This window comes from Campylobacter concisus, assembly GCF_902460875.1.
Lineage (GTDB): Bacteria > Campylobacterota > Campylobacteria > Campylobacterales > Campylobacteraceae > Campylobacter_A > Campylobacter_A concisus_AA.
This window is the reverse complement of the sequence record NZ_CABPVR010000005.1, coordinates 72,301-87,133: the sequence shown is the minus strand read 5'-3', so window position 1 is coordinate 87,133 and position 14,833 is coordinate 72,301. Positions and strand designations below refer to the sequence as shown.

The 14,833-nt window shown below is 40.0% G+C and carries 13 protein-coding genes; 12 read left to right on the top strand and 1 reads right to left on the bottom strand.

Going from position 1 to position 14,833, the window contains the following annotated elements:
• Positions 1 to 58: 58 nt before the first annotated feature.
• From F3H01_RS03190 to cmoA, 12 genes are all read left to right on the top strand, one after another.
• Positions 59 to 2,017: a TonB-dependent receptor domain-containing protein gene (locus F3H01_RS03190; RefSeq protein WP_149724810.1), complete on the top strand. Its 1,959-nt coding sequence runs from the start codon at positions 59 to 61 to the stop codon at positions 2,015 to 2,017.
• A gap of 1 nt (position 2,018) precedes the next feature.
• Positions 2,019 to 3,116, top strand: a complete 1,098-nt coding sequence (locus F3H01_RS03185; RefSeq protein ID WP_149724809.1) for a PepSY-associated TM helix domain-containing protein — start codon at positions 2,019 to 2,021, stop codon at positions 3,114 to 3,116.
• 63 nt (positions 3,117 to 3,179) lie between these two features.
• Positions 3,180 to 3,644: an RNA pyrophosphohydrolase gene (locus F3H01_RS03180; RefSeq protein WP_103618972.1), complete on the top strand. Its 465-nt coding sequence runs from the start codon at positions 3,180 to 3,182 to the stop codon at positions 3,642 to 3,644.
• Positions 3,644 to 4,846 (top strand): aspartate kinase, encoded by a 1,203-nt coding sequence (locus F3H01_RS03175; protein WP_149724808.1) that lies wholly within the window; start codon positions 3,644 to 3,646, stop codon positions 4,844 to 4,846. The genes F3H01_RS03180 and F3H01_RS03175 overlap by 1 nt, the downstream gene beginning before the upstream one ends.
• Positions 4,846 to 5,388, top strand: a complete 543-nt coding sequence (locus F3H01_RS03170; protein WP_072594585.1) for a HobA family DNA replication regulator — start codon at positions 4,846 to 4,848, stop codon at positions 5,386 to 5,388. Before F3H01_RS03175 ends, F3H01_RS03170 begins: the two co-directional genes overlap by 1 nt.
• Positions 5,389 to 6,009, top strand: coding sequence for a DNA polymerase III subunit delta' (locus tag F3H01_RS03165; protein ID WP_149724807.1), 621 nt, complete (start codon positions 5,389 to 5,391; stop codon positions 6,007 to 6,009).
• Positions 6,006 to 7,145 (top strand): dihydropteroate synthase, encoded by a 1,140-nt coding sequence (gene folP / locus F3H01_RS03160; protein ID WP_149724806.1) that lies wholly within the window; start codon positions 6,006 to 6,008, stop codon positions 7,143 to 7,145. The genes F3H01_RS03165 and folP overlap by 4 nt, the downstream gene beginning before the upstream one ends.
• 30 nt (positions 7,146 to 7,175) lie before the next feature.
• Positions 7,176 to 8,036: a riboflavin biosynthesis intermediates N-glycosidase gene (ybiA, locus tag F3H01_RS03155; RefSeq protein ID WP_149724805.1), complete on the top strand. Its 861-nt coding sequence runs from the start codon at positions 7,176 to 7,178 to the stop codon at positions 8,034 to 8,036.
• Between the two features lie 41 nt (positions 8,037 to 8,077).
• Entirely contained in the window at positions 8,078 to 10,021 is a 1,944-nt protein-coding gene (gene ligA, locus F3H01_RS03150; RefSeq protein ID WP_149724804.1) for an NAD-dependent DNA ligase LigA, read from the top strand.
• Positions 10,011 to 10,724 (top strand): 23S rRNA (cytidine-2'-O)-methyltransferase TlyA, encoded by a 714-nt coding sequence (gene tlyA, locus F3H01_RS03145; protein ID WP_149724803.1) that lies wholly within the window; start codon positions 10,011 to 10,013, stop codon positions 10,722 to 10,724. The genes ligA and tlyA overlap by 11 nt, the downstream gene beginning before the upstream one ends.
• Positions 10,690 to 11,583 (top strand): bifunctional riboflavin kinase/FAD synthetase, encoded by an 894-nt coding sequence (locus tag F3H01_RS03140; protein ID WP_149724802.1) that lies wholly within the window; start codon positions 10,690 to 10,692, stop codon positions 11,581 to 11,583. Before tlyA ends, F3H01_RS03140 begins: the two co-directional genes overlap by 35 nt.
• Positions 11,580 to 12,284 (top strand): carboxy-S-adenosyl-L-methionine synthase CmoA, encoded by a 705-nt coding sequence (gene cmoA / locus F3H01_RS03135; RefSeq protein WP_149724801.1) that lies wholly within the window; start codon positions 11,580 to 11,582, stop codon positions 12,282 to 12,284. The genes F3H01_RS03140 and cmoA overlap by 4 nt, the downstream gene beginning before the upstream one ends.
• 147 nt (positions 12,285 to 12,431) lie before the next feature.
• Here the strand turns inward: cmoA and F3H01_RS09680 are convergent, their stop codons facing one another.
• Entirely contained in the window at positions 12,432 to 14,711 is a 2,280-nt protein-coding gene (locus tag F3H01_RS09680; RefSeq protein WP_410470350.1) for a molybdopterin oxidoreductase family protein, read from the bottom strand.
• Between the last annotated feature and the right edge of the window lie 122 nt (positions 14,712 to 14,833).

Sequence of the window (14,833 nt, the reverse complement as noted above, 5' to 3'; positions counted from 1 at the left end):
TTGATAACGATTATTTAATTTTAGTAAAATGCGCATTAAATTTTTATAAGGAGTTTTTGTGAAAAGTGCATTAAAAATTTCTATTTGTGCGGCAATTTTTATAAATTTACCGCTTTTTGCAAATGAAGATAAGGTTCTGCCAGAAGTTAAAGTAGTTAGTGCGACAGGATTTGAGCAAAATATCAAAGACGCACCAGCAACGCTTAGCGTTATAACCAAAGAGGCATTAGAAAAGAAAAATCATAAAGATATCGAGAGCATGACCAAAGATATCCCAAGTCTTTTTGGAGCAACTCTTGGGGCAGCAAATAGACGAGGAATTTCTATTCGAGGTCTTTCTCAAAGACATACAAAAATTTTAGTAAATGGCATGCCAGTACCTGGTGATAACGCCTATAAAGGGCTTAGAAGCGTTGGAGGTTCATATAGTTTCATTCCGCCAGCAAGTGCAATAAGCCGTATCGAAGTGATACGTGGACCTATGAGTTCGCTTTATGGAAGTGACGCGTTAGGTGGAGTTATAAATATCATTACAGATGAGTTTAGTAATGAATTTGGTGCAAATCTTGGCTCAAGCTATAAATTTGCTAGAAATAAAAATATAAGTGGTGAGCTTTACAATAGCCTTTATTTGCACTCTGGACTAATTGACGATGTTTTAAGTGTTTCTGTTTATGGTAAAAATTTAAATAAATCAGAAGATAAAATTTCTTATGCAAATAGAGAGCAAAAGGATAGAAATTTTGGTGCGAAGCTCTTTTTAAAGCCAAATGAAAATAATGATATTACGCTTGAGCTTGCAAGAAGCGATCTGAAATTTAAAAGAACTAAAGGCAAGACTTTAGCCTCTGGCACAAATAATAGCTCAGTAGATCTTGAGCGAATAAAGGGCGATATGATAAATTTGAGCCACGAAGCAAGGCTTGATAATATCTTGCTTCAAAGCTATTTATCTTATGGCAAGATAAAAGAGATAGCACAACAAAATTTGACGTTAAAGACTCTAAATTTTGATACAAAAGGCTCATATTTTACTGATAATAATGCCTTTACATTAGGACTAAATGCCAAAAAAGAAAAGCTAGATGAAAAGGCAACCACAGCGGACGCTGCGAATGTAAAAAGATATGATGTTTCACTTTACGGCGAAGATGATTATCATCTTACAAAAGATTTTATCTTAAGTACAGGAATTCGCTATAACTACGATGAAAACTATGGCTCGCACGTTTCACCAAGAATTTATGGTATCTATAGCTTAAATGACTTTTTTGCCTTAAAAGGCGGAGTTAGCACAGGTTATGCTACGCCTGATATCAAGCAACGCACACAAGATCTTGCATTGCCATTTGCTGGAGGACTTGGAGCACAGCTTGGTAAAAGTAGCCTTAAGCCAGAGACAAGCGTAAGTTATGAATTTGGTAGCGTTTATAATAACAATGAAGGCTTTGAAGCTTCACTAACTGGCTTTTATACAAGCTTTAAGGATATGCTGGGCACACAGCGTATCTGCACCCCAAGACCAGGCAACCCTTGCAGGCATAAAGGCAAAATTTACCGCCGCGGAATTTGGGAAAGTGTAAATATTGGCAAGGCTGAAATTTACGGAGTTGAGCTAACAAATGAGTGGCAGGTGACAAATGCTCTTAGGCTAAACCAAAGCTATGTTTATACAAAATCAAAACAAAAAGATGGATCAGAAATTGGTAAAAGCTTAAACAACTATCCGCTTCATACATTTAAATTTGGAGCAAATTATGAGCTAAACAGATGGCTAAATTTCTGGTCACAGATAAATTATTATGGCAGAACCAAAGAATCGCTTAGCTATGATGATGACATGAGAGCTTATGTGATCGCAGATCTTGGCATAAACTACAATGTAACTAAAAATTTCAGCCTAAACTTAAGCGTTTATAATCTCTTTAATGAGTTTTTTACGACAAGATCAGGCAACTATGATATTTTAATAGCTGATGGACAAAAGATCGAACTTGGCTTTAATTTAAAGTTTTAAAATGTTTAAAATTTGGCGGAAATTTCACTTAATTTTAGCTCTTATATTTGCTTTACCACTTTTGATAATCTCAATTAGTGGAGCGATTATTTCGTATCACGATGAGATAATTGAAGCTTTTAGCAAAGATGAGATAGACATAGCAACTAATAAAAGTGCTTTAAAAATAGATGAAATTTTAAAAATTTTTAGTAAGACTAGGCCAAATTTTAACCTTAGTTATATAAAGATAAAAGGCGAGGCAAATAGAGCTTATGTGGTAAGCAGCACAAGCGAGAGTGGCGAGTTTAAGTCGTTCTTAGTAGATCCTTATACAGGCGAGGTAGTCTCTGAAAATAGCGTGGAAAAATTTATAGGGCTAGCTTTAAATTTACATAAAAATCTAGGATTAGCTCTATTTAAAAATGAAAATTTATCTAAATTTGCAAGTGAGCTAGTGGCGATTTCGACGCTTGCACTACTTGTGATTTTAATAACTGGGGTGCTGATACATTTTTGGAGATTTAGAAGCAAATTTATTAGCGCCTTTAAGCTAAATCTAAAGGCGAAGAAATTTGCATTTTTATATTCACTGCATGGATTTTTAGGGCTTTATTTGGGGGCTATTTTGCTTATTATCTGTGTTAGCGGTCTATACTTTTCTTATGAGAGCTTTGCTAAGGTTATAAATCAAATTTGTGGCGAAGAGAAGGTATTTAAAAAGCCAAATTTTACTAGCAAAAATGGCTTTAGCCTAAATGATGAGCAAAAGGTAGAAAATCTTCAAAAAGCTTATGAAATTTTTACTTTAAAATTTGGAAATGAGTTTGATGCTTTAAATTTTATCCTCAATAAAGATGGCGTAAAATTTATGATCTTTTACTTGCCAAAAGGTGCTAGTGAGAGTGATGGCGTTAGACTTGTAGTCGATACGGCAAGTGGAGAAATTTTAAAAAACACCATGCCAAAATCTTTTGAAATTTATAAATTTATGCTTGATCTGCACGCTGGATATACATTCAAAGAGGCTGGAAAATTTATCTTTTTTATGGCTTCTTGTGGAGTGGGCGTGCTACTTTTTAGCGGCTGTGTGATTTACTACAAACGGCGTAAAAAGTAGTCTTATTTATCTATCTCTTAACTCTTTTTAGTTATTATCCCAAATAAAATTTTTGGAAAAATCATGCAAAAAAAATACAGACCAAATGTGGCAGCTGTTATTTTGTCTAGCTTGTATCCATTTAAATGTGAAATTTTAGTCGCAAAAAGGGTGGATATGGATGATATTTGGCAGTTTCCTCAAGGCGGAATAGACGAAGGTGAGAGTCCAAAGCAGGCTTTAAAAAGGGAGCTTAAAGAAGAGATCGGAACTGATAAAATCGATATCTTAGAAGAGTATCCAGAGTGGCTAAGCTACGACTTTCCAGCTAATGCGGCAAAGAAATTTTATCCATTTGATGGACAGACGCAAAAATATTTTTTGGTTAGACTTAAAAATGGAGCCAGCATAAATTTAAAGACAGAGCATCCAGAGTTTAGCGAGTATAAATTTGTAGATTTTGGTAGAAGTTTAGAGGGCATAAATCACTTTAAAAAGCCTATTTATGAAAAGGTTTTGAGTTATTTTAAAGAGAAAGGATATTTTTGATGTTGATCGTTCAAAAATTTGGCGGAACTAGCGTAGGAACACTTGAACGCATCGAAGCTGTGGCAAATAGAGTCATTGAGACAAAAAATAGCGATGCAGACGTAGTTGTGGTAGTTTCTGCGATGAGCGGAGTTACAAATCAATTGGTTGAATATAGTGAGTATTTTTCAAAACATCCAGATGGCGTCGCCACTGATATGCTTTTAAGCTCTGGAGAGCAAGTAACGACCGCGCTTTTAACGATCGCACTTAATGCAAAAGGCTATGCGTGTGTGGGTATGACAGGTGCGATGGCAGGCATAATTACTGATGATATTCATACAAAAGCAAGGATCGAAAGGATAGAGACTGCTAGGCTAAAAGCCGAGCTAAAGGCTGGTAAGATCGTGGTTGTAGCTGGTTTTCAGGGGATAGATGAAAAAGGTAATATCACAACCCTTGGTAGAGGCGGCAGTGATCTTAGTGCAGTTGCATTAGCAGGGGCGCTTGATGCTGATCTATGCGAAATTTTTACCGATGTTGATGGCGTTTATACGACTGATCCAAGGATAGAAAAAAAGGCAAAAAAACTTGAGAAGATAAGCTATGATGAGATGCTAGAGCTCGCTTCTGCTGGCGCAAAGGTACTACAAAATCGCTCAGTCGAGCTAGCAAAAAAACTAAATGTAAAACTCATTACAAGAAGTAGCTTTAATCACAACGAAGGTACATTAATAGCAAAGGAAGATGACAATATGGAAGCAGTTTTAGTAAGCGGAATAGCACTAGATAAAAATCAAGCAAGAGTAACTCTAAGAGGCGTAGTTGATAAGCCTGGCATCGCAGCAGAAATTTTTACAGCTTTAGCTCATGAAAATATAAACGTAGATATGATAATCCAAAACGTAGGACATGACGGCACTACAAATTTAGGCTTTACAGTGCCACAAAATGAGCTTGAACTAGCAAAAGAGACTATGCAAAAGCTCTCAGCTGCAAAACATATAGAATTTGATGATGCGATCGTGAAAGTTTCAGTTATTGGCGTCGGCATGAAGAGCCATAGTGGCGTAGCATGTTTGGCATTTGAAACGCTTGCAAAAGAGGGCATAAATATCCAAATGATCTCAACAAGCGAGATAAAAATTTCAATGATCGTTGATCAAAAATATGGTGAGCTAGCGGTTCGCGTACTTCATGATGCTTATAAGCTAGATAAATAATGCAAGATTTTATTCAGTGGACGTTAAAGGCTATTAGGGATGAAGGCCCTTTGATGAGCTGGATGGAGGAAAGGCGTGTCGAATGGACGCCTTTGCTCGCATCTAGGCTTAAATTTTTACTTGAAGGAAGGGCTTTTATAACTATAAGCGATGAAGAGCGAAGATGGTTTGAAATTTATCTTTTAAAAAAGATGAATCATTCAAAAAGCATAAGGCCATTTTTGCCATTTTTTAGCCTAAGATCGCTTTATCCATCGCTTGATGAGATAGAGACAAATGAACAAAAGCAGCTTCTAAAAGATATGCTAAGTCTTGCTTTTCCAAATGGTTACTTGTTTTTTTATATCGGAAAGAGCCTTGATAGATATGCGAATTTAGCCAAAAGTGATGAGGATAGTTATATGTGGCTATTTGACGAGCAGGCGCAAAACAGCTTTACTCTTAGCTCAAGTGATGAAAATTTAGACGTTAAGCTAATAAGTCTTTGCAAAATTTTTGATAAAAGTATCGATGCGGCGCTTTTTGCCAAGGTGATACTCTAAATGCTTAATAAAATCGTCGTTACAAGCGATTTTGAAAGTTTAAAAGCCAAGCTTGAGAGCGAGTTTGGCATTAATAATTTAAGATTTTTTATAAGCGATGATTTTTTGCTAGAAAACGCAAAAGAGGTCATTGCAGAAGCTTACATTGCTGAAAAAGATGAAAAAATTTTAGTAATACAAGCTAATTCTTTTAGGACAGAGGCTCAAAACGCACTTTTAAAGATCATCGAAGAGCCTCCAAGAAATATCAAATTTATAATAGCAACGCAGAGTAAAAATTTACTTCTACCAACGATTAGATCAAGAATGCTCATAGAAAATAATCTCACCAAAAAGCCAAAAATGACTCTTGATCTAAACTTAAAATCGCTTAGCTTAAAAGAGCTAACAAGCTTTATCGATCAAAAGATCGTAGACGAACAAGCTCATAAATTTGGCAAAAACGAGCTAAAAGAGCTTGTTGGCGTTATCGTGACAAAGGCAGTTGATGCTGGGTATAAATTTAGCGGCGATGAGATGGATTATTTTTTCTCGCTTATCAAGCTTGCAGATCTAAATGCCAAGTCTCACGCCGTGCTAACGCCACTGCTGCTTACTATATTTCAAAAAGGACGACGTTGAAATTTTATAAGATAAATAACAAAAGCGACTTTGATGAAATTTGCAAAGCCATCTCGCCAAGCCCTGCTGGTGCGAAGCTCATGCACGAAAAGAGCGAGATAAATTTTATATTTATAGATGAGATAAAAACCCCGGCGGCAAATATTTTAAAGCAAGATGCTCTAAGCGTTGGAGCTGAGCTTGTGACGCATAAAGATACGATTTTGGGCCGTGAGAGTCTAAATAAAGCCTTGCTTATGGCGACAAATGCACAGCTTAGGCAGCTAGCTAAAAAAGAGAAGTTGCAAGACTTTGGACTTAAAAATTTAGCAGCCTTTTTAGAGACAAAATTTATAAAGCCAACAAAGCCTCTTATAATGGGCGTTGCAAATATAAATAGCGATAGTTTTAACGAACAAAGCCGCATAAATACGCAAAACGGTATCTCAAAAATAGAAGCCATGATAGAAGCAGGTGCAGACTACATCGACCTTGGTGGCGTTAGCTCAAGGCCGGGGAGCGAGTACTGCGGTCGCGAAGAGGAATTTAGGCGCATAAAAGATATCGTGGAGGAAATTTACAAGTTAAATTTGCACGAAAAGGCGAAATTTAGCCTTGATAGCTTTGATCCTTATTGCCTTGAATTTGCGCTAAATCACGGCTTTAAAATGATAAATGACATCACGGCAAATGCCTCACTTGCCACGCTTGCGGCGCGATATGACGCTGAGTTTTGCATGATGCATATGCAAGGCGATCCTGCGACTATGCAAGTCGCACCAAAATATAGCGATCTAATCGGTGAAATAGCGGACTTTTTTGAGCAAAAGATAGCCTTTGCAAGAGAGCTTGGCGCTAAAAAGCTTGTGCTTGATGTGGGTATTGGCTTTGGCAAGACGGCCGAACAAAATTTATTGCTTATCAAGCATTTGGAGCATTTTTTAAAATTTGACTGCCCGCTACTTGTTGGTACTAGCCGCAAATCAGTCATAAATCACTATTATCCAAGCGAGGTTAAAGACCGCTTACCTGGCTCGCTTTACCTACACTTAAAGGCCTTCGAAAACGGCGCGCAGATCATTAGGACGCACGATGTGGCCGAGCATAAACAACTCTTTGATATGCATGAGGCGATGAAGCAAGCCACGCTTTGGTAGGACGAGGCTAAATTTGATAAAAGAGGCCAGATGAGAAATTTACTTCCGCCACCTTGGATCAAATTTCCAAGTATGGATCCATTTTCCATCGGCTGGAGGATGGGCGTTGGCGAGGATTATAAGTTTAAATTTAACGACTGGCTAAAAGCACTGAGCCAAGATGAGCAGCGTCAATATCAGCAGCTTTTTCCTGAGCCTGCAACGTGGTGTGGATACTGGGATGAGAGGCTAGGTTCTGATGAGAGCACATTTTTTGTAAATGGCGACTTTGTCACCGACCTTTGGGAACGCGAGCCAAGATATGATCTAGCGTGGCTAAAAAAGCGCTACAACGCAGGTGCTGCTGGCAAATTTTTATTATTTTGGGGTCATCAAAAGGGCGCAAGTATAAGTGCCAGCTGCCTAAGCCAGTGGTACGCTGCTAGCTTTTGGCAAGATGAGGTGAGATACGTTTGCGCCGAGCAGTACATGATGGCGAAAAAGGCCGAGTGTTTTGGCGACAAGGAGACTTTGGAGCAAATTTTATCCGCCAAAGATCCAGCGCAGATGAAGGCGCTTGGCAGGCAGGTGCGTGGCTTTGATGCTAAGGTCTGGGACGAGGTCAAATTTAACGTCGTGCTAAATGCGAGCTATTTAAAATTTAGCCAAAATGCCTCTTTGCGAGAGTTTTTGCTCTTGACAAAGGATAAAATTTTGGTTGAGGCAAGCCCTGTTGATAAAATTTGGGGTATAGGTTTGGCCGCAAGCGATGAAAATGCGCACAATCCTATGAAGTGGCGAGGGCAAAATTTGCTTGGATTTGCGCTGATGAGGGCCAGGGACGAGATAGCTAATGTCTATAAAAACGTCCATTTGTGCGATAAAAATGAGCTAAATTTGGATTATTTATAAAGTATGTTTAAGATAAAATGCGGTGTAAATTTGGAGCAAAAATGACAAAACAAGAGTATGAAAAAGCGGTAGATACGCTAAATGTGTGGGCAAAGGCCTACTACGACGACGATGAGCCTCTTGCAAGCGACGAGGAATACGACGCACTATATCACGCAGTTCTAGCCTTCGAGCAGGCAAATCCAATCGAAATTTCTATCTTTTCACCTACAAAACGCGTGGGCGGTACTGTAAAAGAGGGTTTTAGTAAGGCTAATCACATCAAACGCATGTGGAGTATGGAAGATATTTTTGATATAGGTGAGCTTGATGCATGGCTAAAGCGTGGCGAGAAAGAAGATTTGGTCTTTGTGGCTGAGCCAAAATTTGATGGAGCGAGCTTAAATTTACTTTACGAAAATGGTGTTTTGGTTAGGGCGATAACTAGGGGTGATGGCGTTACTGGCGAGGATGTGACGCAAAATGCAAGGACCATTAGCTCGGTGCCAAAGAGCATTAGCTACAAAGGACTTATCGAAATTCGAGGCGAAGTCGTCATAAGAAAAGATGACTTTGAGCTACTAAATGCAGAGCGCGTAAAAGAGGGTGAGGCACCACTTTCAAACCCTAGAAACGCAGCCGCAGGAAGTCTTAGGCAGCTTGATAGCGCGGTGACTGCTAAAAGAAAGCTACTTTTCATACCGTGGGGCGTGGGCGAGCATACTCTTGAGCTTAAAGATCACAGTGAAGTGATGAAATTTGTGCGTGATCTTGGCTTTGAAAGAGATGATTTTTTTAAAATTTTAACAAAAGACGAGCTTGAGGCTGCATACAACGAGCTCTTGGCAAGTCGTGACTCAAAGAGCGTGATGATGGATGGTATGGTGATACGTGTAAATGACCTTGCGCGCTGTGAAGAGCTGGGCTATACTGTTAAATTTCCAAAATTTATGGTGGCGTTTAAATTTCCAGCTATTGAAAAGGTGACTAGGCTAAGAGATGTTGCACTTCAGGTTGGTAGAAGCGGGGTAGTAACGCCTGTTGGCGTGCTTGATGAGGTAAATATCGATGGTGCAAATGTAAAATCCGCCACGCTTCATAACTTTGATGAAATAGAGCGCCTTGGCGTCATGAAAAACGACTATATCGGCATCATCCGCTCAGGTGACGTCATACCAAAGATCACAAAGGTTTTTAAAGATAGGCGAGATGGTAGCGAAGAGGCGATAGAGAGACCTAAATTTTGCCCAGTTTGTGGCTCGCACCTACTTGATGAGGGGGTGTTTGTAAAGTGCCAAAATTTAAGCTGTAGGGCAAGAGTGGTGGGCTCAATAATTCACTACGCATCGAAAAAATGCCTAAACATAGACGGCCTTGGCGATGCGATTGTAAATTTGCTATTTGATAAGGGGCTAATTTCCTGCATAAAAGACATTTACGGCCTTAAATTTGATGATCTCATTGCGCTTGAGGGCTTTAAGGAGAAAAAAGTAAATAACCTTTTAAATGCCATTGAAGCTAGCAAAGGTGCGGAGCTATCTCGCTTTATCACCGGCCTTGGCTGCGAGCATATCGGCGAGGTGGCAGCTAAAAAGCTAGCAAGTAGCTTTGGCTTAGGCTGGCTTGATGCTAGTTTTGAAGAGCTAACTTCGCTTGAAGGCTTTGGCGTGGAGATGGCAAACAGCTTGATAGACTTTGCCGAGGTAAATAGGGACGAAATTTTAGCTCTTAGTCAGATCGTGCAGCCAAGCGTAACGCAGGCGCAGAGTATCTCAAATGCGCTAAGTGGCAAAACGGTCGTTATAACTGGCACGCTAAGCCGCTCAAGAGATGAGATAAAGGCGGAGCTTGAGAGTTTTGGCGCAAAGGTTTCAAGCTCAGTTTCTAAAAAAACAGACTTCGTCTTAGCTGGCGAGGAGGCTGGCAGTAAGCTAGACAAAGCAAATGAGCTAGGCGTGCGAGTGATCGATGAGAGCGAATATGAAAGGCTAAAACTTGAGGTTTGATAACTACGTCGCAAGCGTTTTAAACATAAGTAGAAACAAGGCGAGCGAGCTCATTAAATCTGGCAAGGTGCTAACAAATGGCGAAATTTGCACCAAGGTTTCAAGCGAGGTTAGTGAGGCTAAAATTTCGCTGCTTGATGAAATTTACGTTGGGCGAGGAGCGCTTAAGCTAAAAAGCTTTTTGGAGACGGTAAAATTTGATCTAACTGGCAAAAATGCGCTTGATATAGGTAGCTCGACTGGTGGCTTTATGCAAATTCTGCTAAGCAAAGGCGTAAAAAGTGTGACTGGTGTGGATGTTGGCACAGATCAACTTGACGCTAGCTTAAGAAGCGATGAGCGAGTGAAAATTTATGAAAAAACTGACGTCAGAGAGTTTGCCAAGCAAGAGCAAGATAAATTTGATCTAATAACCTGCGATGTAAGCTTTATCTCTTTGGCTGAAATTTTGCCTGCCATTTGTGAGCTAGCAAGTGGGAATTCGCTCATTATCACGCTTTTTAAGCCACAATTTGAAGTGGGTGTCGGCGTAAAACGAAATAAAAAAGGCGTCGTCACTGATATGAAAGCTATAAATTTAGCGATGAAGAGGTTTGAAGTGATGGCTAATAGCTTAGGCTTTAAAATGATAGCTTGCAAAGAGTGCGAAGTAAAAGGGAAAGAGGGAAATGCCGAATTTTTCTACGCTTTTAACAAAAGATAATATCACTGCCGTTGCGATCGGGCACTTTGACGGCGTGCATAGAGGGCATAAACAACTTTTAAAGCAGCTAGGCGAGTTTGGTGGACTTGTCGTGATCGATAAGAATAAAGCCAACATCACGCCAAAGCTAAAGCGAGCGGAGTACTCAAACTACCCTTGCTTTTTGTATAATTTTGACACTATTAAAGGGCTTAGCGGTGAGGAATTTATCACATTGCTAAAACATGATTTTAAAAATTTAAAAAAGATCGTTGTTGGCTTTGATTTTAGATTTGGCAGAAACAGAGCGTGGGACAAGCACGATCTGAAAAGAATTTTTGATGGCGAGGTAGTGGTCGTTGATGAGGTTTGTTATGACGGCATGGGCGTGCATAGCTCATCCATCAGAGAGCTGATACGCCAAGGCAACATTGAAGAGGCAAACAGGCTAATAGGCAGGGAGTACTCAATCGAGGGCAACGTGATAAAAGGGCAGGGCATCGGTGCAAAAGAGCTGGTTGCCACGCTAAATTTAGATATAAAAAGCTATCTTTTGCCGTGCGAGGGCGTCTATGCGACAAGAACGAGGATGGGCTCATATACCTACGGCTCGGTCACATTTATAGGCAATAGGCTTAGCACGGACGGAAATTTTAGCGTTGAGACGCACATCTTAGACGAGGTTGCGCCAAAAGTGACGAGGCATGTCGCGGTTTGTTTTATAAAACGCCTAAGAGATAATAAAAAATTTAATAATCTTAGCGAGCTAAAAGAACAGATCAAATGCGATATAAACGCAGCTAGAGCTTGTGTTGGTGTGTGTGATCTTTTTGGCAACGAGACAATGAGATACTTTGATGGATACGGAGCTGGTATATGAGAGATGAAATTTTTAAAGAGCCTATAAGTAAGCAGTTCGAGTTTGACGACTTTGTGGCGAGCGTTTTTGATGATATGATCTCGCGCTCGGTGCCGTTTTACGATGTGAGCTCAAATTTAAATACAAAGCTGCTAGCTAAAATTTTGCCAAAATCAGCAAAAGTGTGCGACCTTGGCTGCTCGACGGCAAATAGCCTGCTTTTGCTAAACAACCTTAGAAACGACCTCGTGCTAAGCGGCGTGGATAACTCTGAGGCGATGCTAGCAAATGCAAAAAACAAGGCAAAGGCTTATGGAGCAAAGATAAAATTTTTGCTTGATGATATTTTAAAGTGTGAGCTAGTGGGCTTTGACGCAGTTTTAGCAAACTATACTTTGCAGTTTATTAGACCACCAAAAAGAGCTGGTCTAGTGCAGAAAATTTATGATGGGCTAAAAGAGAATGGAGTTTTTTTGTTTAGTGAAAAGATCATTTTTGATGATAAAAAGCTCACCAAAAGCGTCATAGAAATTTACGAAGATTACAAACAGGCACAAGGCTACTCACGCTACGAGATTGCTCAAAAAAGAGAGGCACTTGAAAATGTGCTGGTGCCATATACCGAGGAAGAAAATAGAAACTTAGCCCTAAATGCTGGCTTTAAGCGTGTCGAGAGCACATTTAAATGGGGAAATTTTATGAGCTTTTTGGCATTTAAGTAAATTTAAAAATATCTGCTTTTGTATTTAATATAAAATTTAACCACAAATAGTGAAGTTAAAATTTAGATTTTTTGGCTTCGCAATGTCAAAATTTTTGGATTATGAAATTTGGTAGTAAAGAAATTTAGCGGGAGTTACCCGCTAAATTTACTCATTTATCGCTGCATTTCCGTGGTGGTGGAAGTCATCGTAGATGATCTTTGAAGTTTGGAATTTTATGCGTTTTAGTTCGCGAACTCGTAAAAATTCTTCTTCATCGATCTTTTTGATCTGAATAGCTGCTTTAAATGTCGGAGTCTTACTGATGTAGTCCCAACCGCTGCTTGTTAGCTCATTGCAAGAGCTCTCCCAGTAGTGGAAAGTCATCTGGATGATGCCATCAGGCACGATGTCTGTTACTTCAGCTTTTACGACGATGTAACCGTATCTACTCCATGCTTTGATGAAGTCGCCTTGTTTTAAACCGTATCTTGCTGCAAGTGCTGGATTCATTTCGGCGATAGGTCCGATGCTATCTCCGCCCTCTTCGATGGCACGTGAGCGTCTTGTCATGGTGCCAACGGTGTATTGATAGACCTTTCTAGTGGTTAGAAGCTGTATCGGATACTCATCGTCAGTCTTTTCATCGACTGAGCCAGCCATGATAGGATACTCAGGCGACATATTCATCTTCTTAGCAAACTCAAGTTTTGCGCTCTCGATCTTATCGGTCTTATCCACAAAGAGGCATGGTACAAAACGACCTTTGCCATCAGGTGTGAAAAATTTCTTATCAAGATAGAGGCTTTGACCGCCCATGTCATCTTCATTTGGACATGGCCAGTGTAGTCCGTGATATTTTTTGATACGATAATAACTCATACCGCCATATCGTCTTGGGTCGCATTTTCTAACTTCTTCCCAAATTTCTTCTGGTGAGTTGAAGTTAAAGCCCTCTGTTGCACCTAAACGGCGTGCGATCTCGCAAACGATCCACCAGTCTTGTCTAGCATCTCCTGGAGGTGTGATGACTGCTTCATTGTGTTGTACGCGGCGCTCTGCGTTTGTATAAAGTCCTTCTTTCTCGCTACTTGCAACGCCAGGGAGAACGACGTCAGCTTTTAGCGATGTTTCAGTTAAAAATAGGTCTTGAACCACGTAGAAATCGACATTTGCGATGCCTTTTAAGAAGTGATTTGTATTTGGCTCAGAGATGACCGGATTTTCGCCGATAGTCCAGAAGAAATGCACCTTGCCATCAAGGATCGCATCAGGTACTTCGGTTTTATGAACGCCTATTTTTGAGCTCAAAAATCCAGGTTCTAGGTGCCACATTTTTTCAAACCAAGCTCTTTGCTCTGGATCAGTGACTGAGCCAAGATTTGGGAAGATATTTGGTAAAACACCCATATCGCAGCAGCCTTGAACATTTTCTTGTCCACGTAATGGTAAGTCGCCTGTGCCAAGCTCGCAGATGTTACCAGTGATCAAGAATAAATTTGACACATCGCAAACTCCGCCAACGCCGTGGTTGAAGTGAGTTACGCCCATGCCGTGAGTGATGACGGCTGGTTTTGTCGTAGCGTACATTCTAGCAGCCGCTCTGATATCCTCTGGATTTAGCCTTGTGTATTTAGCTACAACCTCTGGGGCATAGTCTTTTACAGCCTCTTTAACGTACTCGATACCTATTGTGTGATCTCTTACAAATTCCTCATTTACAAGGCCTTCTTCGATGATAGTGTATAAAAGTGCGTTGATAACTGGGATGTTGTGCTCAGGCTCTAGCTGCAAGTGGATGTCTGCTCTACTTGCAAACTCAGTCTTGATAGGGTCGATAACGATCAGTTTTGCGCCGCGGTTTAGCGCTCTTTGGATGTGCATAGCTGCTATTGGGTGGCCATTTTCTGGGTTTGAGCCTATCATTAATATACAGTTACTATAAGTGCCAATCTCTGTAAAGCTATTTGTGGCAGCTCCGTTTCCGATTGTTTTAGCAAGTCCTGCTACTGTCGGAGCGTGTCAAATTCTAGCGCAGTGATCGACGTTATTTGTGCCAATAACAGCACGCATTAGCTTTTGAGCAACATAGTTATCTTCAAGTGTGCAGCGTGCTGAGAAATTTCCGGCTAATGCGTCTGGGCCATATTTTGCTTTGGTCTCTTTCATTTTTTCTACGACAAGATCAAGCGCCTCGTCCCAGCTGGCTTCCTCAAAATCACCATCCTTTGAAAATACGCCATTTTTCTTTCTAATAAGTGGTTTTGTTAGTCTATCTGGACTTGCAACATAATCCCAGCCATAAAAGCCCTTTAAACATAAATTTCCTTGATTAACTGGATTGTCTTCAACGCCTGTGGCGGCACGAACGACATTATTTTCCACATGCAAGGTTACTTGACAGCCCGTCCCACAATAAGGACAGATGACTTTGCCTTCTTTCATCATTTTCTCCTTTACTATGCAATATTTGCATATTTCTATATGAGTAATATTACTAGCCGAATTCTTAATCTTTAATAAAAATTCTTTATCTATAAAAATAAATTTTTAATTTAAGTTAAAATTAA